This window comes from Echinicola salinicaeni, from assembly GCF_014280965.1.
Lineage (GTDB): Bacteria > Bacteroidota > Bacteroidia > Cytophagales > Cyclobacteriaceae > Echinicola > Echinicola salinicaeni.
Genome location: NZ_JACODZ010000011.1, coordinates 14,883 through 39,278, shown reverse-complemented (window position 1 = coordinate 39,278; position 24,396 = coordinate 14,883). Strand labels below are relative to the sequence as shown.

General features: G+C 38.4%; 17 protein-coding genes. 12 read left to right on the top strand and 5 right to left on the bottom strand.

Going from position 1 to position 24,396, the window contains the following annotated elements; all coding sequences use genetic code 11:
- Positions 1 to 47 precede the first annotated feature (47 nt).
- Positions 48 to 2,600 (top strand): hybrid sensor histidine kinase/response regulator, encoded by a 2,553-nt coding sequence (locus H7U17_RS18800; protein ID WP_186758395.1) that lies wholly within the window; start codon positions 48 to 50, stop codon positions 2,598 to 2,600.
- Positions 2,601 to 2,615: 15 nt separating this feature from the next.
- Here H7U17_RS18800 and H7U17_RS18795 read toward each other — a convergent pair whose 3' ends face one another.
- On the bottom strand, positions 2,616 to 4,001 hold the full coding sequence (locus H7U17_RS18795; protein WP_186758394.1) for a sigma-54-dependent transcriptional regulator: 1,386 nt from the start codon (positions 3,999 to 4,001) through the stop codon (positions 2,616 to 2,618).
- Between the two features lie 332 nt (positions 4,002 to 4,333).
- A complete protein-coding gene (locus H7U17_RS18790) occupies positions 4,334 to 4,663 on the bottom strand; it encodes a hypothetical protein (protein ID WP_186758393.1) in 330 nt (109 codons plus the stop codon).
- A 386-nt stretch (positions 4,664 to 5,049) separates the two neighbouring features.
- Here H7U17_RS18790 and murI point away from each other — a divergent pair, with 386 nt between their 5' ends.
- From murI to H7U17_RS18775, 3 genes are all read left to right on the top strand, one after another.
- A complete protein-coding gene (gene murI / locus H7U17_RS18785) occupies positions 5,050 to 5,856 on the top strand; it encodes a glutamate racemase (RefSeq protein ID WP_186758392.1) in 807 nt (268 codons plus the stop codon).
- A gap of 278 nt (positions 5,857 to 6,134) precedes the next feature.
- Positions 6,135 to 8,018, top strand: a complete 1,884-nt coding sequence (locus H7U17_RS18780) for an amidophosphoribosyltransferase (RefSeq protein ID WP_186758391.1) — start codon at positions 6,135 to 6,137, stop codon at positions 8,016 to 8,018.
- A gap of 101 nt (positions 8,019 to 8,119) precedes the next feature.
- Complete coding sequence (locus H7U17_RS18775) at positions 8,120 to 9,172, top strand: M42 family metallopeptidase (protein WP_186758390.1); 1,053 nt, start codon at positions 8,120 to 8,122, stop codon at positions 9,170 to 9,172.
- Between the two features lie 51 nt (positions 9,173 to 9,223).
- Here H7U17_RS18775 and H7U17_RS18770 read toward each other — a convergent pair whose 3' ends face one another.
- Together H7U17_RS18770 and H7U17_RS18765 are read right to left on the bottom strand one after the other, a co-directional pair.
- Positions 9,224 to 9,673 (bottom strand): hypothetical protein, encoded by a 450-nt coding sequence (locus H7U17_RS18770; protein WP_186758389.1) that lies wholly within the window; start codon positions 9,671 to 9,673, stop codon positions 9,224 to 9,226.
- Complete coding sequence (locus H7U17_RS18765) at positions 9,660 to 10,265, bottom strand: acyl carrier protein phosphodiesterase (protein ID WP_186758388.1); 606 nt, start codon at positions 10,263 to 10,265, stop codon at positions 9,660 to 9,662. Before H7U17_RS18765 ends, H7U17_RS18770 begins: the two co-directional genes overlap by 14 nt.
- Positions 10,266 to 10,337: 72 nt before the next feature.
- On the opposite strand from H7U17_RS18765, the gene H7U17_RS18760 reads away from it, so the two are divergent.
- On the top strand, positions 10,338 to 12,266 hold the full coding sequence (locus tag H7U17_RS18760) for an AAA domain-containing protein (RefSeq protein ID WP_186758387.1): 1,929 nt from the start codon (positions 10,338 to 10,340) through the stop codon (positions 12,264 to 12,266).
- A gap of 58 nt (positions 12,267 to 12,324) precedes the next feature.
- Here the strand turns inward: H7U17_RS18760 and H7U17_RS18755 are convergent, their stop codons facing one another.
- A complete protein-coding gene (locus tag H7U17_RS18755) occupies positions 12,325 to 12,858 on the bottom strand; it encodes a DUF4924 family protein (protein WP_186758386.1) in 534 nt (177 codons plus the stop codon).
- Positions 12,859 to 13,036: 178 nt separating this feature from the next.
- Here H7U17_RS18755 and lepA point away from each other — a divergent pair, with 178 nt between their 5' ends.
- The 7 genes from lepA to H7U17_RS18720 all read left to right on the top strand — a co-directional run bounded on the left by lepA (position 13,037) and on the right by H7U17_RS18720 (position 24,349).
- Positions 13,037 to 14,830, top strand: coding sequence for a translation elongation factor 4 (lepA, locus tag H7U17_RS18750; protein ID WP_186758385.1), 1,794 nt, complete (start codon positions 13,037 to 13,039; stop codon positions 14,828 to 14,830).
- Between the two features lie 160 nt (positions 14,831 to 14,990).
- Positions 14,991 to 15,875, top strand: a complete 885-nt coding sequence (gene folD / locus H7U17_RS18745; RefSeq protein ID WP_186758384.1) for a bifunctional methylenetetrahydrofolate dehydrogenase/methenyltetrahydrofolate cyclohydrolase FolD — start codon at positions 14,991 to 14,993, stop codon at positions 15,873 to 15,875.
- A 126-nt stretch (positions 15,876 to 16,001) separates the two neighbouring features.
- A complete protein-coding gene (locus H7U17_RS18740) occupies positions 16,002 to 16,628 on the top strand; it encodes a 7-carboxy-7-deazaguanine synthase QueE (RefSeq protein ID WP_186758383.1) in 627 nt (208 codons plus the stop codon).
- A gap of 4 nt (positions 16,629 to 16,632) precedes the next feature.
- On the top strand, positions 16,633 to 18,543 hold the full coding sequence (locus H7U17_RS18735) for an OmpA family protein (protein WP_186758382.1): 1,911 nt from the start codon (positions 16,633 to 16,635) through the stop codon (positions 18,541 to 18,543).
- 482 nt (positions 18,544 to 19,025) lie between these two features.
- Positions 19,026 to 22,004 carry a SusC/RagA family TonB-linked outer membrane protein gene (locus H7U17_RS18730; protein WP_186758381.1) on the top strand — a complete coding sequence of 993 codons (2,979 nt, stop codon included), beginning with the start codon at positions 19,026 to 19,028 and terminating at the stop codon, positions 22,002 to 22,004.
- A 12-nt stretch (positions 22,005 to 22,016) separates the two neighbouring features.
- Positions 22,017 to 23,480, top strand: coding sequence for a RagB/SusD family nutrient uptake outer membrane protein (locus H7U17_RS18725; protein WP_186758380.1), 1,464 nt, complete (start codon positions 22,017 to 22,019; stop codon positions 23,478 to 23,480).
- Positions 23,481 to 23,491: 11 nt separating this feature from the next.
- Positions 23,492 to 24,349, top strand: coding sequence for a DUF4843 domain-containing protein (locus H7U17_RS18720; protein ID WP_186758379.1), 858 nt, complete (start codon positions 23,492 to 23,494; stop codon positions 24,347 to 24,349).
- The last annotated feature ends 47 nt before the right edge of the window (positions 24,350 to 24,396 follow it).

Here is a 24,396-nt window from a genome sequence, read left to right as displayed (position 1 = left end):
TTGGTAGTGTCAGATTTGTTGCGAAATTTGTTGAAAATCAGAGAATTGTGAAGAGGAAAGAAACTACCCATAAAGCCAGAAGAAAAGTAGTATTAGGCTTTTTGTTGACCATTTTTTTGGTATTAAGCGTTTGTGCTATTACCTATTTTAGTATTGATAAATTATTGAATACAGCCCAAAACCTGTCAGAGCCTAATGACAGGGTGCAGCAGCTGAATGCCTTATTGGCAGATGTCTACCAACTCGATAAGGTGAAGGGTGATTTTAAGGCGCAGGGTGATTCCACGGTGACCGAAACTTACCTGGATCTTATAGAAGGAAGGTTGGAATACCTAGAGAAAAGTGCCAATGACAGTGCAGAATTGAATCACCTTAAAAAGATCAATTTTAATATCAATGAATTGGTGGTGGTATATAATGGTTTAAAAGATGTAAAGAAAAACCTGATTAATAGGAATTTTAGCCAGCAAGCCCTAAGAAGCTTAGAAACAAAAATAAAGCGACAAGAAGAGATCAATAGGTTACAAAGCTTGGGGCGTATTAGGTTTGACCATAAAATCAGACGGACCAAGCCTGTAGAATTTGATTTAAACAATAGTAAAAAAAGTGCTGCTGATTCTGGAAATGGAAGCCTGATGTCCTCGGAGGAAATGGAGAACCTTCGAAGCATGTTTCAGCAATTTAGGCCACAGGCAGGAGATGATGATTCTGTGGATTATGAAGGAAATAATACTTCCGATTCTATTTTATATGCCGTTAAACAGTTTTTATTAGATATCAACTATCAGGAGCAGCATTTAAGGTCGAGCCTGGCCAATTTGGAAGGGGAGCTCACCTTGAAAAACAAAGAACTGATCGAAGAAATACAGTCACTTATATCCAATCTTCAGGAGGATGCCATTAAAGAAAGCCAGCAGAAAAATGATTCTTTGTATGAATTGGCTTTTGATGTTTCTATTCTTTTGGGGGTATTAATATTAGTAGGAGTTTTAGGGACTTCAGCATTTATATACAGTATCCTTACAGAGATTAGGAAAGATGAAAGCTATCGGGAAGATTTAGAGGTGGCTAAGGAAAGGTCCGATAAATTGGCAAAGGCCAAACAGAATTTTTTGGCAAATATGAGCCATGAAATCAGAAACCCACTTCATGCCATCCAAGGTTATAATGCAGCCATTAAAAAGACGGCAATGAGCCCTGATCAGAAAGATTATGTGAATATGGTAGGCTTTGCTGCAGAAACCTTGTCGGGTATAGTAAATGATATCTTGGACCTTTCCAAGTTGGAAGCCGGTAAGATTTCCATAGAAAAATCACCATTTGATCCTCATAAACTTTTCAATTCTATTAAAAACAGTTTTGAGTTGAAGGCGAATGAAAAACAAATTGATTTTAACTGGAATGTGAATTTGCCAAAGGATAAATGGATCGTAGGGGATGAATTGAGAGTCAGTCAGATTTTGAATAATTTGATCAGTAATGCCCTCAAGTTTACCGAGCATGGCAAGGTGGAAGTAAGTATAGACTTCGAAAAGAAAGGCTTTCTGTCCATGAAAGTTGAAGATACCGGGATTGGAATGACAGAGGAGTTCAAAGAGAATATCTTTAAGGAGTTCAATCAAGGAGATGGTTCTATTAACCGAAGATATGGAGGTACAGGGTTAGGTTTGACGATAGTGAAACGAATGCTGGAGCTACAAAAAGGCGAAATGGAACTTAAGAGTGAAGTGGGAGAAGGTACTTCAATTCAATTGAGAATTCCGTCTAAATTGGTGGAAGCAGAAATGAAAAAAGCGGCTGATAATGAGACTTCCTTTGATATTAGTCAGCTTAATATTTTACTTGTGGATGATGATTCTGTAGGGCTTAAATTTGCAAAATTGTTATTGGAAAGCAACGGAGCGACTGTTAAGGCTATGCAGGGAGGGACAAAGATTAGGGATGGTGTCATTGATGAGGATTATGATATCTTTTTGATCGATATTCAAATGCCAGAAGTTAGTGGATACGATGTTTTAAGGTTACTTAGGGAAAATAAAAAGTATCAAGATATCCCTGCCATAGCAATGACCGCCAATGTGTTTGCAAAAGAGAAGGATGAAATCTCAAATGTAGGCTTTGATGCCATTGTATTGAAGCCTTTTAAAGAGGAGGATCTGTTGAATAAGATAGGAGAGATCCTAAACCTAGAGATAATACCAAAAGCGAAGGTTTTGAACAAACCCTCGTCCGATTTAAGTATTTCAGGAATGTCAAGTTATGATACTTCAGACCTTAGAAAGTTTTGTATGGATGATGAGGAAATGTTGAAGGAGGTCTTGACTGATTTTTGTATAAGTACCAGTAATGATCTGGTGGATCTCGACAAATTTAGTGAGGTTAATGACTGGTCGGAAGTGTTGGAAATAGCCCATAAGTTGGGAAGCCGATTAGGGCAGTTGAAAATTAAAACGGCCACTTTAGCCAGGGGATTAGAACATGATCTTAAAGAGGGAGACCATTCAAAAGCCTCTGAAATGATTGAAAAAATAAAAGTTGATACGCTTCAAGTCATAGATAGGATACTTAAAGAATATCAACTTATGAGTAAAATTGATTAATAGTTCGATAAGGGTTTAATCAATCCCGTATTTCTCTATTTTATTATAAAGTGTTTTTCTATCAATGTTCAGGATCTTAGCGGCTCTTGATTTGTTGTATTTGACCTCGCTAAGGGTCTTGATGATCATCGCTTTCTCTTGAGTTTCAAATGAAGACTTTAGGTCTTTTGTTTCACTGGTATGGCTACTAGAACTTTCAGGGACCAATAAATCAACTGGTAATGCTTCTTTCTGAATTGTGCCTTCTGGTGTTAATAATACAGCCCTTTTAATTATGTTTTTGAGCTCTCGTAGGTTTCCTGGCCAGCTGTAGTTTTGGAATATTGTGATGACTTCAGGTGAGAAGCCTTCTATATTTCTGTTCAAGTCCTCATTGGCTTCTTCAAGAAAGATATCCGCATAATGGAATAAATCCTCAGTTCTCTCTCTCAATGGAGTTGACTTTAGGCTGAACTCATTAAGCCTGTGGTATAGATCTTCTCTGAATTCTCCAGTTTTTGAAGCTTGGGAAAGGTCTTCATTGGTTGCAACGATTATCCTCACATCTATTGGGATGTCCTTGGTGCTACCGATTTTTTTGATTTTCCTCTCTTGGATAGCTCTAAGCAGTTTTATCTGAACTTCATAACTTAGATTTCCGATTTCATCTAGGAATATGGTGCCTCCATTGGCAGTTTCGAAGTGGCCTGTTTTATTGTCCAAAGCCCCTGTAAATGATCCTTTTACATGGCCAAAGAGTTCACTCCCAGCGAGCTCTTTAGAAAGTGATCCACAATCGATAGCGACAAATGGGCCATTTTTTCTTGATGATTTTTCGTGTATTCTCTTTGAAATAAATTCCTTACCTGTACCACTTTCTCCCAATACCATTACACTCATCTCTGTGGGGGCGACGAGAGAAATATATTGTTCTAACTGCTGGGATTCTGGGCTTTTTCCAACCACATATTGAGTGCTAACAGTTTGCTTTTGTGTTGTGCCTTTGGAAGTTGTAGGGGTAGGTGCGGGACTTTCTTCGATAGTTGGTTTCTTTGGGGCGGCCTTAAGCGCTTCCTGAACGGTTGAAAGTAACTCGTCGGGATTAACTGGTTTTGTGATATACTCAAATGCACCCAGTTTCATGGACTTTACTGCTGTGCGGATATCAGAATAATTGGTAATCAGTATAACCTTTGTATCCTTTTCTGAATGAATGATATTCTCTAAAACTTCCATTCCGGTACCATCTGGAAGTCTGTAATCAGTGATCACTAGGTCATAATTTTCCTTTTCCATGTCAGAGGAAGCGTCTTTTATCCTAGTGGTGGTATGAACCGTAAACTGGTGCTTCTCTAAGAAGTTTTTTATGATTTTTGAATAGGTTAAATCATCTTCAATGAGAAGTATTTTTTCTTTAGCCATAGGTTTCTTTTATATCAGTAATCAGGTACAAGCCGAAACTATGCCATAAAGCTTGGACTCAACGATTATTTGTTAATAATTAATTTTCTGCCCCTGTTTTTAAAAGGAAGAGATGGGTGTTACTACTTGATAGTTAGAGTGTTGTGTTTTGGGGTTCTTGCAAAAGTAACTATAAAATATTTGCTATTATTAATAAAAATGGAAGATTTTTATGGGTTTCTTAACTGTTTTATTACCAATGGTTTAAAATGTGTTTTGAAGTGAGTAAATCGTGTTTTGTATTCTGTTTTTCTTGGGTTTTTTACAGTGAGTTTCCTGTAAGCGTTTGTTTGTTAATTGCTTATGATGTTTCCTTTTTCGTCAAAAGTGGCGGTTATGGCAAATTGCTCCTCGTCAACGAATTTTAAATCATAGTAAACTTTACTGCTTAGTTTAAGCATGTTTGCTTCCACCAATTTTAAGTTTGAAAAGATTAAATCAGCTTCTATATTTTTTGCTAATAATACTGGGATTTCATGTGTTTCAATTGGCTCCAATATTAGTGTCAAATCTGCAGATGAAGTTGCAATTGAAATACTGTCATTTGATGGATGGAGTTTTGAAGGCTTAGTACATCCTATAAATAGGAATAATGGAATTATGAGTAGTGTTAAAGTTTTCATTTCAGGTAATCGTTAGGGTTTGTTTTGGTCAAGCATATTTAATTCTGATAAAAGAGATGTTTATGACAGGTTTTGGAAGGCTAATATCAGACCAATGGCAAAAAATGGTGTAAAAGTAACTTATTTGTAATTGTATAACATCTTCGGGGAGAAGTGGTGTGGAATTTTTCCCACAGTTTGTAGATAACGGCTTTGGTTCAGCTGTTCTATGGACTGCGTAAAAGGTTATGGATAATTTTTTTACAATGATCCTAAATAATTATATTTGAGATAAATAATAAATTAATTAACTCTTTGCTTGCAAATTGCCCTCAGGTACGTGCACCTGAGGGCTTATTTTTTGTAGTGAATGGCTATATTTGGCAATTAAACTTGATCGATAAAGTATGGAATCATCCTCTCCAATAGGGATTTTTGATAGTGGTATTGGTGGCTTAACAGTAGCCAGGGCAGTGAAGGACCTGATGCCCAATGAACAATTGATTTATTTTGGAGATACCGCTCATTTGCCTTATGGAGATAAAAGCACTGCTTCTATCCAGGCCTATGCTGTGAAGATAGCAGATGTGTTGTTGAAGGCAAGGTGTAAAGCAATCCTTATAGCATGTAATTCAGCATCCACGGCAGCATTTGAATTGGTAAAAGCTTATGTGGCTTCCAGGGCAAAGGTCTTTGATGTAATTGAACCAGTAGTAGAATATGTGTCTGAATATTATGGAGGGCAGAAAGTGGGCTTGATAGGTACGAAACAGACGGTGAATTCTGGAGTATATAGACAAAAGATAGAGGCACTCAATAAAGGTGTTCAATTTTCGGCTTTGGCAACTCCATTATTGGCGCCGATGATAGAGGAGGGTTTTCATAATAATCAAATTAGTCAGGTGATCGTACAGAATTATTTGGAGGAGGTTGAGTTGAAAGATGTGGATGCGCTGATTTTAGGATGTACACACTATCCTTTGATTAAATCCCAAATAGAAAGTATTTATAATGGTAAAGTGGAGGTGATTGATAGTTCAGAAATGGTTGCAAAAGCGACTTATGCTTCTTTAGAAGCACTTGGACTATTGAATAAAGGAGAAAAACTTAAGGATCGATTTTTGGTTTCAGACTACACTCCTTCGTTTGAAAACACTACCAAACTTTTTTTTGGAAAGGAAGTAAATTTGGAAAAATATCCGCTTTGGGAATGATTGTTTTTTGAAGTAGATTTTGATGATGAATTCCTGGGTTTTATAATGGAGGTTTTTTAAATAATTATAACGAGGTTTAGTTAAGCTTGGGGAAATAAAGCAGTGGTTGTTTTGCTATGTTTCAAAATTTTGTTTACCTGAATTTTTTATTACTAATTAATATTTTGAAAAAATGAATTTTTCTTTTCAAAATAAGGTTATCAAAGCCCATGTTAATGTGGGGGAAGTTATAAAAAAGATGTAACTTTGCTTCTTAAAATATTACTTGCTAATACTCGATGAGCGATCAAATCAAACACGAATGCGGGATTGCCATGATCAGGCTCCGCAAACCTCTTCAATATTATATTGATAAGTACGGAACTCCCTTGTATGCTGCAAACCGACTATATGTCCTTATGCAAAAGCAGATCAACAGGGGGCAAGATGGTGCAGGTATTGCGAATATCAAGATCAATAGCAAACCAGGAACCCGATACATCAGTAGGTATCGGTCTATTGACCCGCAGGCAGTTAACTCCATCTTTGCCAAAGTTTCCAAGAAATATAAGAAAGCAAAGAAGCTTGGAGGTGAAGAAGGGCTGAAAGATGAACAGTGGATAAAGGACAATGTGGCGTTTTCCGGAGAGGTCTGGCTAGGTCATCTTAGGTACGGTACACATGGTGAGAACAGTATAGAAACCTGTCATCCTTTTCTAAGACAGAATAATTGGAGAAGTAGAAATTTGGTCATGGCAGGGAACTTTAATATGACCAATGTGGAGGAATTGTTCGGTAAGCTGGTTGAATTGGGGCAGCACCCTAAAGAAAAGACAGATACCGTCACGGTGATGGAGAAAATCGGCCACTTTGTCGATGAGGAAAATCAAAGGATCTTTAACAAGTATAAAGAAGAATACTCCAATAATGAAATTACCGAGGTAATTGAAAGAGAGTTGGATGTAGCCCGTATCTTAAGAAGATCTTGTAGGGATTTTGATGGCGGTTATGCGATGGCGGGGATTATCGGAAATGGAGCAAGTTTCGTGGTAAGAGACCCTTCAGGGATCAGGCCAGCCTATTACTATGCCGATGATGAGATTGTGGTGATTGCTTCAGAAAAACCAGCGATCAAGTCAGCTTTCAATATTGATTATAATGCCATCAAGGAAATACAACCTGGCAACGCTTTGATTGTAAACAAGGATGGATCATTCGGAGAACATGAGATTATTCCAGCATTGGAAAAGAAATCTTGTAGTTTCGAAAGAATTTATTTTTCAAGAGGTACAGACCCCGATATTTACAGGGAACGTAAGCAGTTAGGGAGGGCCCTTATCCCTCAAATTTTGAAAACCATCGATTTCGATTTAAAGAATACAGTCTTTTCTTATATTCCAAATACTGCAGAAACAGCCTTCTTAGGCTTAATTGAAGGTTTGGAGGACTATCTGAGTGTTAAAAGAAGAGAGATATTGTTAGATGGTAAGCCACATTTAGGTGATGTGGAAGAATTGCTTAATTTCCGACCAAGAGTTGAAAAGCTGGTTAATAAGGACGTGAAATTAAGGACATTTATTACCAATGATAATGATAGGGATGTGATGGTGGCCAATGTCTATGATACCACCTACGAAGTGATCAGACCTGAGGTGGATACCATTGTAGTTTTGGATGACAGTATTGTCCGCGGTACGACTTTGGAAAAGAGTATTTTGACCACTTTGGATAAATTAAATCCTAAGCGAATTATCGTCGTCTCTTCAGCCCCACAAATTAGATTCCCTGATTGTTATGGTATAGATATGTCCAAGATGAAGGAATTCATTGCTTTTAGAGCAGCTTTGAAATTGTTGGAGGAGACAGGTCAGCAATATATTTTGGATGAGGTTTATGAAAAATGTAATGCGCAGCCAAATGCCGGTGAGAATTTTGTGAAAGAAGTTTACAATCAATTCACCCCACAAGAAATATCAGATAAGATTGCAGATATTATTACAGGAGATCAGATTAAAGCTGAAGTTAAAGTGATTTATCAGACGGTAGAGAACCTGAACAAGTCTTGCCCTGAACATCTTGGTGATTGGTACTTTACAGGTGATTTTCCTACAGCAGGAGGTATGCGAGTGGTAAATAAATCCTTTGTTAATTTTATGGAAGGAAAAGCTGTAAGAGCATATTAAAATATATTAAACTGAATTTTATAAAGGCCATTTTAACTGATGGCCTTTTTTGGCTTTATGGCCATAAAACTTAAGTTTCTCATCTTAATTTCAATAATAATATGAGTATAAATACAGGACTTTTAAAGCAAGTTTGTGAAATAGCCGGAGCACCCGGTTTTGAAAAAAGAATTAGGGATTTGGTGATTGAACAAGTGACTCCACTGGTCGATGAGGTTAATGTGGATAATTTGGGAAATGTCATTGCCATAAAAAAAGGCGTCAATAATCCTGAAGACAAAAAAGTCATGGTGGCTGCTCATATGGATGAAATTGGGTTTATTGTCACTCATATCGATGACAATGGCTTTTTAAGATTTCATACCTTGGGAGGTTTTGACCCGAAAACCTTGACAGCGCAGCGTGTGATCGTTCATGGAAAGAAAGATTTGGTTGGTGTGATGGGGAGTAAGCCTATTCATGTAATGACGCCTGAAGAGAGAAATAAACTTCCTAAAACTACGGATTATTTTATTGATCTTGGGATGAGCAAGGAGGAAGTGGAGCAGTATATTACTATCGGCGATCCAGTTACCAGAGATCGAGAATTAGTGGAGATGGGGAATTGCGTGAACTGTAAATCGATTGATAATAGGGTAGCAGTCTTCATTTTGTTAGAAGCCCTAAAGAGCATCAAGAATCCTCCTTATGATGTATATGCGACTTTTACGGTTCAGGAAGAAGTAGGGTTAAGGGGTGCGAATGTCGCGGCGCATGGTGTTGATCCAGATTTTGGGATAGCTTTGGATACTACCATTGCCTATGATGTGCCAGGAGCCTCTGCCCATGAGAAAATCACTGAGTTGGGGAAAGGGACAGCCATAAAAGTAATGGATGCTATGACTATCTGTGATTATAGAATGGTAGACTTTATGAAGAAAACAGCGGCTGAGAAAAGGATTAAATGGCAGCCTGAAATATTAACTGCTGGAGGAACTGATACTGCTGGTGTGCAAAGGATGGGTAAGCAGGGGGCTATAGCTGGCGCCATATCTATTCCGACCAGGCATTTACATCAAGTGATTGAAATGGCCAACAAGGATGATATCGCTGCAAGTATAGAATTACTAAATGCTTGCTTGGAAAACCTTGACCAATACGATTGGCAACATTAAGGGTTACATATAAGGAAAAAGCCTTCTGATTCAAGTTCAGAAGGCTTTTTTTTAAGCTTTTACTTTTTTCTTGGGAATTTTTTTCATGAGATATTTATAGAGTTCCAGATAGGAAGTATGTTCATGATTACTGAGACTAATCGAGGTTTTATCCTCAAAAGCAATGGTTATTTGTCTGAACTCTTTTTTATTAGTGATAATGATTTCTTCTTGCCATGCCAGTATTTGATTAAGGCTATAAAGTTTTTTAAATCCTTTAAGAGGTAATTTAACCTCAATCTGACTCTTTCCAGCATTGATAAAGCGGTAACCAGCCATCATTTTGACGAGGATCAATAAAATAACCACTGTAAGCAATGCAGCACTGATCAAGTAGAAAAATAACCCATAGGACCTGGAGGTGCTAAAGTCATTGAGAATATAACTGAGCCCAGAAATAAGGATAATCACTATGGCGCTTAGCGATATATAGGTGGCTCTTTTTGGTTTACATTGAATCATAATCTTTTAATAGCTCTTCAAGTTTTCCTTTGGCAAATTTAACCAAATCAGGAAAGAAAGCATCAAAATACGTCTTAAGCTTTGCTTCGTTTTCTTTTAAAAATAAATGGGCTGTTTCCATTTTAGAATCAAACTTAGTGTGTTTGGAGATGCCCGTTAAGGAAGCTTTCATTCCTTCAATAGTACCATAAGCTACCAGCCAATTGTCTTTTTTCATATAATGAAATAAGTACATGAAGCTTTGTGGAAGTAGATGGTCATTTTTTTCGATGGTATTATAGACATATTCAGCGAATTCTTCAATACTTCTGTCATCAAAACTACTCCAATATTTGCTAAGGAAATAATCAAAGTAAACATCGGTAATGACCAAGGAATATCTTTTATAATGGGGCTTTAATAATTCCTGAGCCTCTTTTACCACAGGGTGACCGTCGGTGAAATCATCAATTTCCCTGTGCAGTTTGATTCCCGCAACAATTCCGGGTTCGAATTGATCCTCTAGATTTCCACGGACAAAGTCCCCAATAAAGTTGCCCAAAAGCACCTTAGGATGATCAAATGAAAGATATGCGTGTGCTAAAAAATTCAAGATAGAAAAAAGGGTTAAATGGTTCGCGAAATAATCAAATACATTAGCTTTGATTATTAAAAATAACCATTGATGTCGAAAATACAGGAAGAATTAAAATTTACTTTACAACTTTTGAAAAAAGAGTGGGCAGAGGATTTGGAGCAATACCGCATAAAAACGCTCAGTGCTTCCCTTTCGGATAAGAAAAAGGAAGGAATATGCTGGTATCCTGTTAAGGTAATCAAAACCAAAGTAGGTATGGGAGAGAGGTTGATATTGGAAGTGGAGAGAGCTGAAAGTGGTCAATCCCATAGTTTTCAGTCAGGTAAATCTATTTCCTTGTTTTCCAACTTTACAGAGGGGAAGTCCCCTCGGGTCAATGGCGTTGTGAATTTTGTCCGTAAGAATACCATGACCATTACGCTTATGGGCAATGAATGGCCTGACTGGTTGCATGATGGTAAGTTGGGAGTGGACCTTCATTTTGATGAGGCCAGTTACAGAGAAATGGACTTTGCCATGAATAGTGTAATAAAAGCTGAAAGTGGGAGGTTGGGACAATTAAGGGATGTGTTACTGGGTGAGGAACAAGCTGCTTTTAAGAGTGACTCAAATCAAGGAAATATTACTAGCTTAAATAGTAGTCAAAATGCTGCGGTAAGCAAGGTTTTAAGTGGTCAGGATGTGGCAATAGTTCATGGCCCTCCAGGTACGGGAAAGACCACAACTATTGTGGCTGCGATCAAGGAGGTTTTAAAAGAACACTCACAGGTGATGGTTTGCGCCCCAAGCAATGCTGCTGTAGATCTTTTGGTTGAGAAATTAACGCTTAATAGAGTGTCTACACTGAGAATAGGGCATCCAGCAAGAGTGGACGATCAGATTTTAGAGCAGACTTTGGATGCTAAGATTGCTGCGCATAATAGTTACAAAGACCTCAAAAAGTTACGTAAATCGGTGGAGGAGTATAGGCGAATGGGTAGGAAGTACAAGCGGCATTTTGGATATGCTGAAAGGGAACAGAGAAAACGCCTGATGGCAGAGGCCAGTAAAGCAAAGGAGGCTGCTTCCCATTTAGAAGATTATATACTATTTGATGTTTTTCAGCAAAGCAAGGTGGTTGCAACTACCTTGGTAGGTGCGAATAATCCAGTATTAAAGGGGATGAAATTTCCGGTAGTCTTTATCGATGAAGCAGGTCAAGGAATGGAACCTGCCACTTGGATACCGGTAATGAAAGCGGAGAAGGTGATTATGGCAGGAGACCACTGTCAACTTCCTCCAACAATCAAATCTTATCAAGCCAGTCAAGAAGGCTTAAGTGAAACTTTATTTGAAAAGGTGATCAAACGACAGAAAGAGGCCAGTTCAATGCTTGAGCTTCAATATAGAATGCCTGAGATGATCATGAAATTTTCAAGTAAGTACTTTTATCATGAAGCATTGGAGGCTGCTGAAAATACATTGAGTCACAGTTTGGCTAAGGAAGAGCCGGTTATTGAATTTATAGATACTGCAGGAAGCGGCTTTACTGAACACCTAGAGAAAGATTCCTTGAGTAAACTCAATACAGAAGAGGCGAGATTTTCACTAGGAATGTTAGAAAAGCTAATTGGAAGATTAGGGATAGATGCTTTTAAAACCAGTGGCTATACTTTTGGGCTTATTTCTCCCTACAAAGCCCAAGTTAAGAAACTTGCCGAGTTATTGGAGGAAGGAGCAGGGTTTGACCAATTAAGGGAATTAAGAGATAATATTAGCGTAGGGACTATCGATGGTTTTCAAGGACAGGAAAGGGATGTTATTTTGATCAGTTTGGTGCGGTCCAATGAGCAAGGTGAAATAGGCTTTCTAGCTGATACCAGGAGGATGAATGTGGCATTGACCAGGGCCAAGCGTAAATTGATAGTTGTCGGAGATAGTGCTACTTTGAGTGCTCATCCATTTTATCAGCAATATTTAGATTTCGTTACTGAAAATGGTTTTTATAAGAGCATTTACGAAGTGATGGAATTTTAAGAAGTGAAAAGCCTGAATAAACTGTTATTCAGGCTCTCTTATCTATATAGATCAAATGTTATTGATCTTTCTTTTCTTCCATATAGGCAAGATTGAGGTAGCTTAAGACGCTTCCAAAAGCATGAGCAGATTTTTCCTGCTCAGGGCTTAATTTTTTTCCAGTGAGCCGACACAGGAGGAGTCCATAAACTCCGTTTATACAAATTTGAATTTCATGGCCCAAGTCCTGCCCCTCAGCAGCCATAATTGCATCGATTATATGGGGTTTAGCATCATTGTAGATTTTAAAATATTCTTGGTCATTCTTGAGCAGGTTCCAATGAATATTGGCCAAGTGGTCCACCTCCTTTTGAGTAGTAGAAAGATGACCTGTTTCCTGGATATTTTCATTCTGCATTTCCTGTACTAAATAGCGAAACCAATCTGTAATTTCAGTTTTTTCCTTATCTGATACAGGGTAGTGGGAAATAACATATTGGCGGATTTCGTCCATATTGAATTGGTAAGATCTGATCAGGTCTTCCATTTGGTACATATAAACAATATACTCACCTATGTTTTTCTCTTTTTTCTTTTCCGCTAGCTGTTTCATGATTTGATAATGACATTGAAGCTGCAAAGATAAGGAGCTTAAAAAGGTTCAACAAGTCCAAAATGCTAATAGAAAAGCCAGCGCAGGGATAGGAATGTCAGGTATTAAGGCACTTAATGATAAATATGTCAATCCTATACTATTAAAACACTAACTATTTACTATTTTTGCCCTCAGAATGGATATGCAAAAAATAAGAAATTTCTGTATCATAGCCCATATTGATCATGGGAAGAGTACATTGGCGGATCGTCTACTGCAGTTCACCAATACGGTGACTGAAAGGGAGATGCAAGATCAGTTGTTGGATAATATGGATCTAGAGCGTGAGAGAGGGATTACCATTAAGTCTCATGCCATCCAAATGAAATATAATTATAAGGGAGAGGAGTTTACCTTGAACTTGATTGATACTCCAGGTCACGTGGATTTCTCTTATGAGGTCTCTCGTTCAATTGCTGCCTGTGAGGGGGCTTTATTGATTGTAGATGCCTCACAAGGAGTGGAAGCCCAGACTATTTCCAATCTTTATTTGGCGATGGAACATGATCTTGAGATTATTCCAGTATTGAATAAAATTGACCTTCCTGGAGCTGATCCTGAGGTGGTGGCAGATGAGGTGATGGATTTGATTGGATGTGACAAAGAGGATATTATCCATGCGTCTGGAAAAGAAGGTTTGGGTATAGAAGATATTTTGAATGCAGTAGTTGAGAAAGTACCTGCGCCTAAGGGGGATGTTGATGAACCATTGCAGGCCATGATTTTTGACTCTGTTTATAATCCTTTTCGTGGTGTAGAAGTACTTTTCCGAGTATTCAATGGAACCATTAAGAAGGGGGATAAAATTAAGTTTGTCAATACCGGAAAAGAATATGATGCTGATGAAATCGGCATTTTAGGTATACAACAAAAGCCACAAGACTCGATAAGTGCGGGGAATGTAGGTTATTTGATTTCAGGTATCAAGGTGGCTAAGGAAGTAAAGGTGGGGGATACCATTACCCATATAAAAAGACCTTGTTCCACCGCTATCCAAGGTTTCGAGAACGTCAAGCCAATGGTGTTCGCGGGGATTTACCCTGTTGATACTACTGAGTTTGAGGAGCTAAGGGCATCCATGGAAAAGCTTCAGTTAAATGATGCTTCCTTGGTTTGGGAACCTGAGACCTCTGCAGCATTGGGCTTTGGTTTCCGTTGTGGATTCTTAGGAATGCTTCATATGGAGATAATTCAGGAGCGTTTGGAGCGTGAATTTGATATGACGGTGATTACAACCGTACCATCAGTTCAGTTTAAAGCCCTGATGAATGATGGGGAGTATAAGCTAATTAATGCACCATCTGATATGCCTGACCCTAACCTGTTTAAGCATATTGAGGAGCCGTTTGTACATGCATCAATTATTACCAAGTCCGACTATGTAGGGCCTGTTATACAGCTGTGTATGGAAAAGCGGGGGCAGATCAGAAACCAGGTTTACTTGACTGCAGACAGGGTAGAGTTGTCCTTTGATATGCCACTTGCTGAGATTGTATTTGATTTCTTCGATAAGCTGAAGACCATTTCCAGGGGCTATGCTTCATTGGATTATGAGTTAAAGGAAAATAAACCTTCTCATATGGTGCGTTTGGATGTAATGCTAAATGGTGAAGTGGTAGATGCTTTATCTGCTGTAGTGCATAGGGATAAAGCCTATGAGTGGGGTAAGCGACTTTGTGAGAAACTGAAGGAATTAGTACCACGTCAGATGTTTGAAATTGCAATCCAAGCTGCTATTGGTACAAAGATTATTGCCAGAGAGACGGTAAAAGCCATGCGTAAAAATGTATTGGCCAAGTGTTATGGTGGTGATATTTCACGTAAGCGTAAACTACTTGAAAAACAGAAGAAAGGTAAGAAGCGTATGAGACAGGTAGGAAACGTGGAAGTACCTCAAGAGGCATTTATGGCAGTACTGAAATTAGATTAGAAGAAGCTAGATATAAGACGTTAGACTTAAAATCGGTTGGGATTAGAAGCCTTGATCTTGAAAAACAAAATGGCTTTAAGATATTAAATTGGATAAAAATTGGGACTAATAAGTGGGCTGTGAAATTCCCACTTCGACCTTCTCACTTAAATAAAAAATTATGCCTACAATAATAGACGGTAAAAAAATATCAGCGGAAATTAAAAACGAAATTGCTGACCGAGTTAAGGAAATCAAAAAAGAAGGTGGAAAAACGCCTCATTTGGCTGCTATCTTGGTGGGTAACGATGGAGCCAGTCAAACTTATGTAGGTGCTAAGGTGAAGGCTTGTGAGTTTGTGGGTTTTGATTCCACATTGGTAAGACTGGAAGATAGTGTTTCTGAAGAGGAGCTGCTAAAAGCGGTAGAAGATATCAATGAAAATCCAGATATTGATGGATTGATCGTTCAATTGCCATTGCCTGATCATATCTCGGTGGAGAAAGTAACGGCTAAAATCAAGCCTGAAAAAGATGTGGATGGATTTACTCCTGCTAATGTAGGGAGAATGGCTTTGAATTGGCCTACTTATGTGGCAGCGACACCTTATGGAATTGTAGAGTTGCTTAAGCGATATAATGTGGAAACTTCTGGTAAACACTGTGTGGTTATCGGAAGAAGCCATATTGTGGGCTCACCAATGAGCATCTTGATGGCCAGAAATGGAAATCCAGGAAACTGTACCGTTACCTTGACGCATAGTAGAACTCAAAACTTAAAGGAAATTACCAAAACAGCGGATATTCTTATCGTAGCGATTGGTAAGCCTGAGTTTGTAACAGCAGATATGGTTAAAGATGGGGCTGTGGTAGTGGATGTTGGGATTCACAGAATTGAAGATGCAAGCAAGAAGAGCGGTTTCCGTTTGATTGGTGATGTGAAATTTGATGAAGTTGCTGAAAAAGTTTCAGCTATTACTCCTGTTCCTGGAGGTGTTGGTCCGATGACCATTGCTTCATTACTTTATAATACATTGCAGTCAGCTGAGAAAAAGGTTTATTCTTAATCAATGTAATTAATGGCGGGCTTTATAATTGGGAGGAACCTTCTGGTTATAAAGCCTGCTTTTTATATAAAAGGGCAAAGGCCTAAATATTTAGCGGTTCAATTACCCGCTCAATCAAAAATTATTATGGAAGAGAAAGTGTTAGTGGAAAAAGGATTGAAGCTTCCAGTAATGGAGGCGTTTTACACCATTCAAGGAGAAGGGACATTTACAGGACACCCAGCTTACTTTATTCGTTTGGGAGGCTGTGATGTAGGTTGTGTTTGGTGTGATGTAAAAGAATCATGGGAAGCGGGTAAGTGGCCAGTACTTTCTATAGAGGAAATTGTACAAGGGGCATTGGAGCATCCAGGGAGATTGGTGGTAATTACAGGAGGGGAGCCTTTGATGTATGATTTAAATCCACTGACGTCTTTACTAAAAGAGAAAGGTTTTACTACCAATATCGAAACCAGTGGTGCTCATCCATTTTCTGGTGATTTTGATTGGGTATGTTTTTCACCCAAGAAATTTAAGGAGCCCCATGAGAGTATTTTTGAAAGGGCAAATGAGCTCAAAGTGATTGTTTTTCATAAAAGTGATTTTGATTTTGCAGAGAAACATGCTGCTAAGGTGTCAAAAAGCTGCAAAAAACTCCTTCAACCGGAGTGGAGCAAATCTGAAAAGTATACCAACGAAATAATTAATTACGTAAAAAGTCATCCAGATTGGAATATTTCGCTCCAAACTCATAAATTTATGGATATACCATAAATAAATGCGAACAACCCAAATAGTCCTTTTTTTTATATTTATCAGTTTTAATCTTTACGGACAAGCGTATTCCGTTGATGATAGGAGAGCCATTAAGCTTTACCAAGAGGGGGAAGACTTGGCTTTGAGGCGAAGATATGATCAAGCGATTGAGAAATTTGAGTTAGCGGTAAAAAGAAATGGCCATTTTTTAGAGGCCTATAAAAAATGGTCTCAGTTATTACTCAACCGAGGTGATTATTCTGAAGCACTTCAGGTGGCTATAAATGGGGATATTAAAAGTGCAGGAAATATAGAACATAAGGCCAATTTTGCATGGTTGATCACCAATATTTATTTAAAGTCTGGAGATTTCAATCAGGCCATTCAAAAGTTTGAAGAATCCCAGCAGTATTTCTCCAGTAGTCTAAAGACTTCTTATGCTTTTAAAGAAATGGAGGAGCAACTGGCCTTTATCAAAGAAGAGATGAAAATAGCCAAGGAGATTGATAAGGAAAAGCTGCCTGTACCACTCAACGAGTTTCATCAACAATATTTTCCTGTTTTAACAGCTGATAGCAAACAGATATTGTTTACAAAACGAGATGGTGTCGCCCGAACGGACCATGAAGATATTTTTACCTCATCATGGGATGGGATGAGTTGGTCTAGTCCTGAGGCCTTAGGGAAAAATATTAATACAATGTACAATGAGGGGACATGTACGATTTCTGCTGATGGGAATATATTAATCTATACCAGCTGTGATGCACCGGACTCTTATGGCTCTTGTGATTTATACATAGCTTATAGGGTGGATGGCAAATGGCAGAAGCCCAAAAATATGGGAGAGAAGGTGAATTCCAGGTATTGGGATTCACAGCCCTCATTATCAGCAGATGGCAGTATTCTTTTCTTTTCATCCAATAGGCGAGGAGGATTTGGTGGGAATGATATTTATTATTCCATGAGAACAAATACCGGTCTTTGGTCTGTGCCCGTGAATGTGGGGGAAGTAGTAAATACCAAGTTTGATGAAGTGTCTCCATTCTTGTATTTCAATAATGAGTTGTTGTTTTTTGCATCAGACGGGCATTTGGGTTTTGGAGGAATGGACCTGTTTAGTAGTAAAATAAATAAAGGGGAATTCGAAATTCCTGATAATCTTGGATATCCGATAAATGATCAAAGGGATCAATTGGCTTTGTTTATTACTGCCCAGAGAGATTATGCCTATTACACTGAGAATTCTATACGAAATGGGGTTTTAGATAGATCCTATTTGTATCGTTTTAACTTTCCACAAGAAATTGATTTAGGGGAAAGGTTGATAGTCACAGGAGGAAAGGTGATGAACGAAAAGACCGGAAAGCCCATAGTAGCTTCCTTGGCCTTAGTGAACTTGGAAAATGATAGTACGCTTTATGAGTTTAGATCAAGTGGGGATTCAGGGAAATTCATGATGATCTATCCGGACAAGGCTTTTTCTGGACTTTATGTGGAAAAGAAAGGGTTTTTGCCAAAGATTTATAATGTGGAGAAGGATAGTTTAAAGGATATAAAGAACATGGAAATTGGCCTTAAACCAGTAGCCAAAGGTGAACAGTTTCTATTTGAAAATGTATTTTTTGATTTCGATAAATCTGAATTGAGGCCTGAATCTAAAAGTTCCTTGTCTCGATTAAAGAAGTTTCTTTTGGAGAATGATCAGGTGAGTATTGTTATTGAGGGGCATACTGATAATATTGGGGAAGAAAGCTATAATCAGGACTTGAGTATGCGTAGAGCTAAAAGTGTGGAAGCTTATTTAGTTGAAAATGGAATTTCCAGTTCCAGGTTAGAAGTAATGGGTTGGGGGGATAAAAAGCCTTTGGTGCCTAATTCGAGTCAGTCTAACAGGGCAAAAAACCGAAGGATTGAAATTGTAATCAACTAAATTTTTGAAAAAAATTTTCGTTGGTTTATGTGGTATGCTTTTTTGTACGTTTTATTTAGCTTCTAATTTTTTTTTGATTACACAACTGGGTCAGATTTAATTTGTTGTTTTTCAATGATTTGTGCTTTTTATTGCGTTGCTGATGGGTTCGAAAAAAGGATTATTTAAATATTTTTTAGATTTTAAAATAGTTTGTTGCAGTTTGATCTTAAATATGTTCTAAATGGTGCTTTGTTGGTATTTATGGTTGAAATATTATTTGGTAATTGTAATTGTTTTAGTAATTAGATGAGTTCAAATAGTTGTAAGTTATGTTTTTGTTTTAGTTTCTATTTCGAAATAAAATTCTGTTTTTGTAGTTTGGATTAGTTTTTTGTGGAATCATTGATTTTTTAAGTTTGTTGAAATTGGGGTTTGATGTTGGATTATTAGGAGATAATAAGCTATCTTATAGATGTTAAACCAAAATAAAATTATTTATCATGAAGAAAATTTTACTGCTAGGACTGGTATTCCTTGTGGCTTGTGCCATGGTATACGGTCAAAGCCGTACTGTCACAGGGGTGGTGTCTTCCGTATCTGACGGAGAAGTCATTCCAGGTGCTACGGTTCTTGTAAAAGGGACTACAGTAGGAGTTGCTACAGATCTTGATGGGGAGTATTCCATTAATGTACCATCTGGTAGCACTGTCCTTATTTTTAGTTTCGTAGGGATGAAGTCGATTGAAGTTCCAATCGGAAATAAGTCAATTATTAATGTTGAGTTAGAACCGGATGTACAAACATTGTCAGAGTTTGTGATCACATCGTATGGAGATCAGTCGAAAAGGGAAATTACAGGCGCTATTGCTTCTGTAAAAGGTGAAGTGTTTGCTAATCTTCCAATGCAGTCTTTTGATAGGGCTATGCAGGGTAGAATAGCAGGTGTGCAAGTGACCTCAGGAAGTGGTCAGCCTGGTGGTACATTGAATGTAAGAATTCGAGGAACAGGATCTATCAATGCAGGTAACTCGCCATTATATATAGTGGACGGGGTACAGTTGACAGCGGGAGGTGTTTCTGGCCAAGGAAGTCAAAATGGTCTTGCAGCTATTAACCCAAATGATATTGAGTCCATAGAAGTTTTGAAAGATGCAGCAGCTGCTGCGATATATGGAGCGCAAGCAGCCAATGGAGTGGTTTTAATTACAACCAAAAGAGGTCGGGAAGGTAAAACCGATGTTTCGCTTTCAGTTCAAGAGGGGATAGTACAGCCTTTAGGTTTGTATGATGTAATGAATGCGAGAGAATTAGCTACCATCAAACGTGCATCTTATGTTAATGCAGGGTTAGATCCAAATGATGCAGCAGCTATTTATGGTAATCCAGAGGATCCAGATCTTGAATCTATAGATTGGGTTGATGCACTTTATCGTGACAATGCCAGATTGAGTATATATGATCTTTCTGTTTCCGGCGGTGATGAAAAGACTACTTTTTATCTTTCCGGTTCTTATACCGCTCAGGAAGGTCAAATCATACAGTCAGATTACAAGCGGGGAACAGGTAGGTTAAACCTGACTCACCGTCCGAATGACAAGTTCACCATAACAGCTAATTTATCATTGGCCTATCAAAGGACCAACGGGACTATTGACAGAGGTAATTTCGTGAATGGACCTTTCGTGGCTGGCTATTCAGCTAGACCAAATGCACCGATATATGATGAGGAAGGTGAGTTTGCATTATATCCTTCTGACCACCTTTTTGGATATAATATTATTCAAGGTGTTTATGAGGAATTGAGACGTGCGACTACTGTTCAGTCCGTGTCCAATTTATCCTTAAATTATCAGTTTACGCCATGGTTGAGTTTTACATCCTATGCGGGTATCGATTTTACGGATAATCGGGATGAAAACAATCGGCCTTCTACAATTCCTGCTTTTTCATCTTATGGAGGGTCTGCGTCTTATACAGACAGGAGGTATAATAACTTTAATACTAACCATAACTTCAATTTTAATAAAAGTTTTGAAGATGTTCATAATGTTTCAGGTGTATTAGGTTTTGAGTATAAGGGTGCTCAGGATGAGTTGAGCTCAGCCACAGGTCGGGGCTTTGCAAATCCTACATTAAGGTATCTACAAAATGCTGCTACGCCATTTGACGTGAACGGTAATTATACAGAATATAAGCGTGCAGGTATTTTTGGACAGGCCAAATATGATTATGATGACCGATACAATGCGGAGGTAATCCTTAGAAGAGATGGTAATTCTCGATTTGGATCAGAATACAAATGGGGAACATTTTATGCCTTCTCTGCTGGCTGGAGGATCTCATCAGAAGATTTTCTTCAGGATATGGATTGGATAGACAATTTAAGGATGAGAGCATCTTATGGTGTCACCGGTAACTCTGATATTGCCAATTTTGCTTCCAGGACCTTAGTGGGTAGTGCAGGGCAATACCTAGGCAATGGTTCTTTGAGGGTGTCCCAATTAGGTAATGATTTATTGACTTGGGAAGAGGCAGAGACCTTTAATATAGGATTGGATTGGACTTTGTTTAATGGTCGTATCATCGGTACAGTTGATTTTTGGAGGAAGAATTCCAATGCATTGCTTTTGGATACACCACTTCCAATCGATGCAGGATTTAAGACAATTACAAGAAATTCAGGAAAAGTAAGGAATCAAGGGATCGATATTGACTTACAAACAGTGAATGTTGTTTCTGGAGATTTTCAATGGAATACGGCATTTAATGTAACTTTCTTGGAAAATGAATTGCTGGAGCTTTATGATGGATTGGATAGGATAGGTAATGATCTAATAGTGGGAAGACCAATTAATTTCTTGTACTCCAATCAGTTTTTGGGAGTTAATCCTGCAAATGGTAGGGTAATGTATGAGGATGAAAATGGAGAATATACTTATATCGCCGGAGAATCATCATTAAGATATATAGGCAGTGGTTTACCAAGCAGTTATGGTGGTCTGTCTAATTCATTTAGTTATGGCCCAGTTTCCTTGGAAGTATTTTTCCAATATCAATTTGGAAACAAGGTGTTTAATCAGGATTTGTACAATATAGCTTACGCCGGTTCAAGCCCGGATAATCAGTCTGTTTCCCAGTTAGATTACTGGAGGGAACCTGGGGATATTACCAAAACACCAAAGCCATATGAAGGAGGCCAGGAGCCCGGTACCTCAAGTATAGGCACAACTTCCACCAGATTGATCAATGACGGTGGATATATCAGATTAAAGCAGGTGACCTTGAATTATTCTTTGCCAGTGGCAATTGCGAATAAAATAGGGATGAAAAGAGCAAGGATTTATGCACAAGGAATCAACTTAGCCACTTTTACAAAGTTCAATGGCATAGATCCTGAAGTCTTAAGTGTGGGAGAAAGTACTTATGGTGCTTATCCAAACTCTAAGCAATTTTCAGCAGGTATTAATCTAACATTCTAAGACTAAAGCAAAATGAAAAATATTATTAAAATACTATTTGTAGGTTCGGCTTTAGCAATGGGGGCATGTTCAGATTTATTGGATACGCAGCCCCGGCAAAGCTTAACACCAGAAACTGCACTAGCAGATGTGGAGGGATATCAGTCTTTGGTCTATTCCCTGTATGGAAGAACTCTGGGATTTGATTATTATGGACAGCTGATGCAAGTGGCTCCAGAAGTGATGGCGGATAATTTAAAAATTATAGCCAACACCGGTAGGTATATTGGTCAGGAAGCTAATGCAGATCGTCAACACATTGACATATGGGAATTTACCGAGGTAGATACGGATACGGATAATAATCCTGGGTTATACGCTTCCATCAATGATGCCAATATAATATTGGCAGGAATAGATGAGGTGGATGGGGATGATAATTTGAGAAATAGGGTGAAGGGAGAAGCCTATTTCTTCAGAGCCTTAAATTATTTTGATTTGGCCAGGGTTTATGGATATGAGCCAGGACAAGAAGTCAATGGATTTGATTTGAGTGTTATCTTAAGAACTACACCTACTTTGGGCCTGTCCGCGGCAGACTTTAGGGCAAGATCTACGAATACAGAGGTTTATAATCAGGTCGTTTCAGACTTGAAAGAGGCCATTGATTTGTTGCCAAACGCAAGTTTAGGTGAAGAAGATGTTTATAGAGCATCAAAGGGTGCAGCACAAGCCTTATTGGCAAGAGTTTATCTGTATATGTCAAATTATTCAGAAGCTGAAACAATGGCAACTAATGCTATGGTGAGTTTTGGTTTGACCGATAATGGTACTGGCCTTTTGGAAGCGGAAGACTATGTAGCTGGTTTTTCCACGGCTCCAAATCCAGAATCGTTATTTGAGGTGGAGATCCGTTCTCAAGACTGGAATAGTACGGATGGATTAAATAATTCCATGTGTTCCCTTCTGGCCAATGTATATACTGGTGCTCAGTTTATCCTAACGGTATCCGATGATTTACTGGCCTCTTATGAAGCGGGAGATGTGAGGTTGGATACTTGGGCAGAAACTGAAAGAGAGGGGACTTCAGGTACATTCTATCGGTCTACCAAATGGCTAGGTCACAAAGGAGATTTTCTCGAAAACCTTCCTATTATCAGGGCTTCTGAACTGTATTTAATTAGAGCGGAGGCTCGCTATAAAACTTCCAATGAAACAGGTGCCAGAGCAGATATTAATGCTCTGAGAAGTAAAAGAGGTTTGGGAAATACTGCTGCTAGCGGTACCGCTTTAATGGACCTTATCATGCATGAGAACAGAGTGGAATTTGCCACAGAAGGCCATAGGTGGTTTGACTTGAAAAGAAATGGTATGACGATTTCTAAATCTGGAAGTTTCGAACCTGTTCCTTACACTGATTATAGGATTTTATCTCCTATTCCTCAGGACGAAATCATACTGAATGATTTGTTGGAAAATAATCCTGAATATAACTAAACGAAGGAGAAATGATGAGACAACATAAATCAATATATATATATGTACTAGTAGTACTGGTGTCCTTTGTAGTTACTTCCTGTTTCGATGATCCAGGTTTAGAGACTACATGGAGTGGTTCGGAAATTGAGTTTAATGAAGCTAATCTCCCCAATGGTTATACAGAAAACTTTGCGAAGGAAGAGGGGAATGTTACTCAGACTGATATGGGGGTGATTCAAGTTAATTTGGTTGGGGCACCCGCTACCAGTGATCTTATGATTGAAGTGGAGGTAGATCCTAGCTCTACAGCTGTTCAAGGTGTTCATTATAATTTACCATCCAGTACCGTAACCATTCCTGCCGGTGAGGTTACAGGGACATTAATGGTGGAAGTTTTAATTGGTAATATTGGGCTAGAAGAAACTCCCGATTTGGTTTTAAAAATAGCAGATGCCAGTGGCGCAAAAATAAGTGCCAACTATGGTGAGTTGACCTATAAAATAAGGATGGTTTGTGCATCCCAATTAGAAGGGACATATTCTGTGTTTTGGGAAACTTTGATCATAGGAGATGGTAGTGGAGGAGCAAACCAAACATTAACCAATTACACTTTTAATAATACCATTGAAATTAAAGAAGTGGCAACAGGAGTTTATCAATTAAGTGATATGACCTTTGGATTGTATCCAGAGGTGTATCAAGACAGTGCTCCAACAGGTAGGATCTCGGATAATTGTAATGATATTACTGGTGATGCAAGTAATGCTGATCAATATGGGGATCCGTTCACTGTTAGCGGAACTGCAGATCCGATAAACAATACCATTAGGTTAGTATGGTCGAATACTTATGGTGACGGAGGTACTGTGGTGCTTACAAAAGAATAAACTAAATTAGTTATTTTTTAAAGGGAGATGTCATGTCTCCCTTTTTT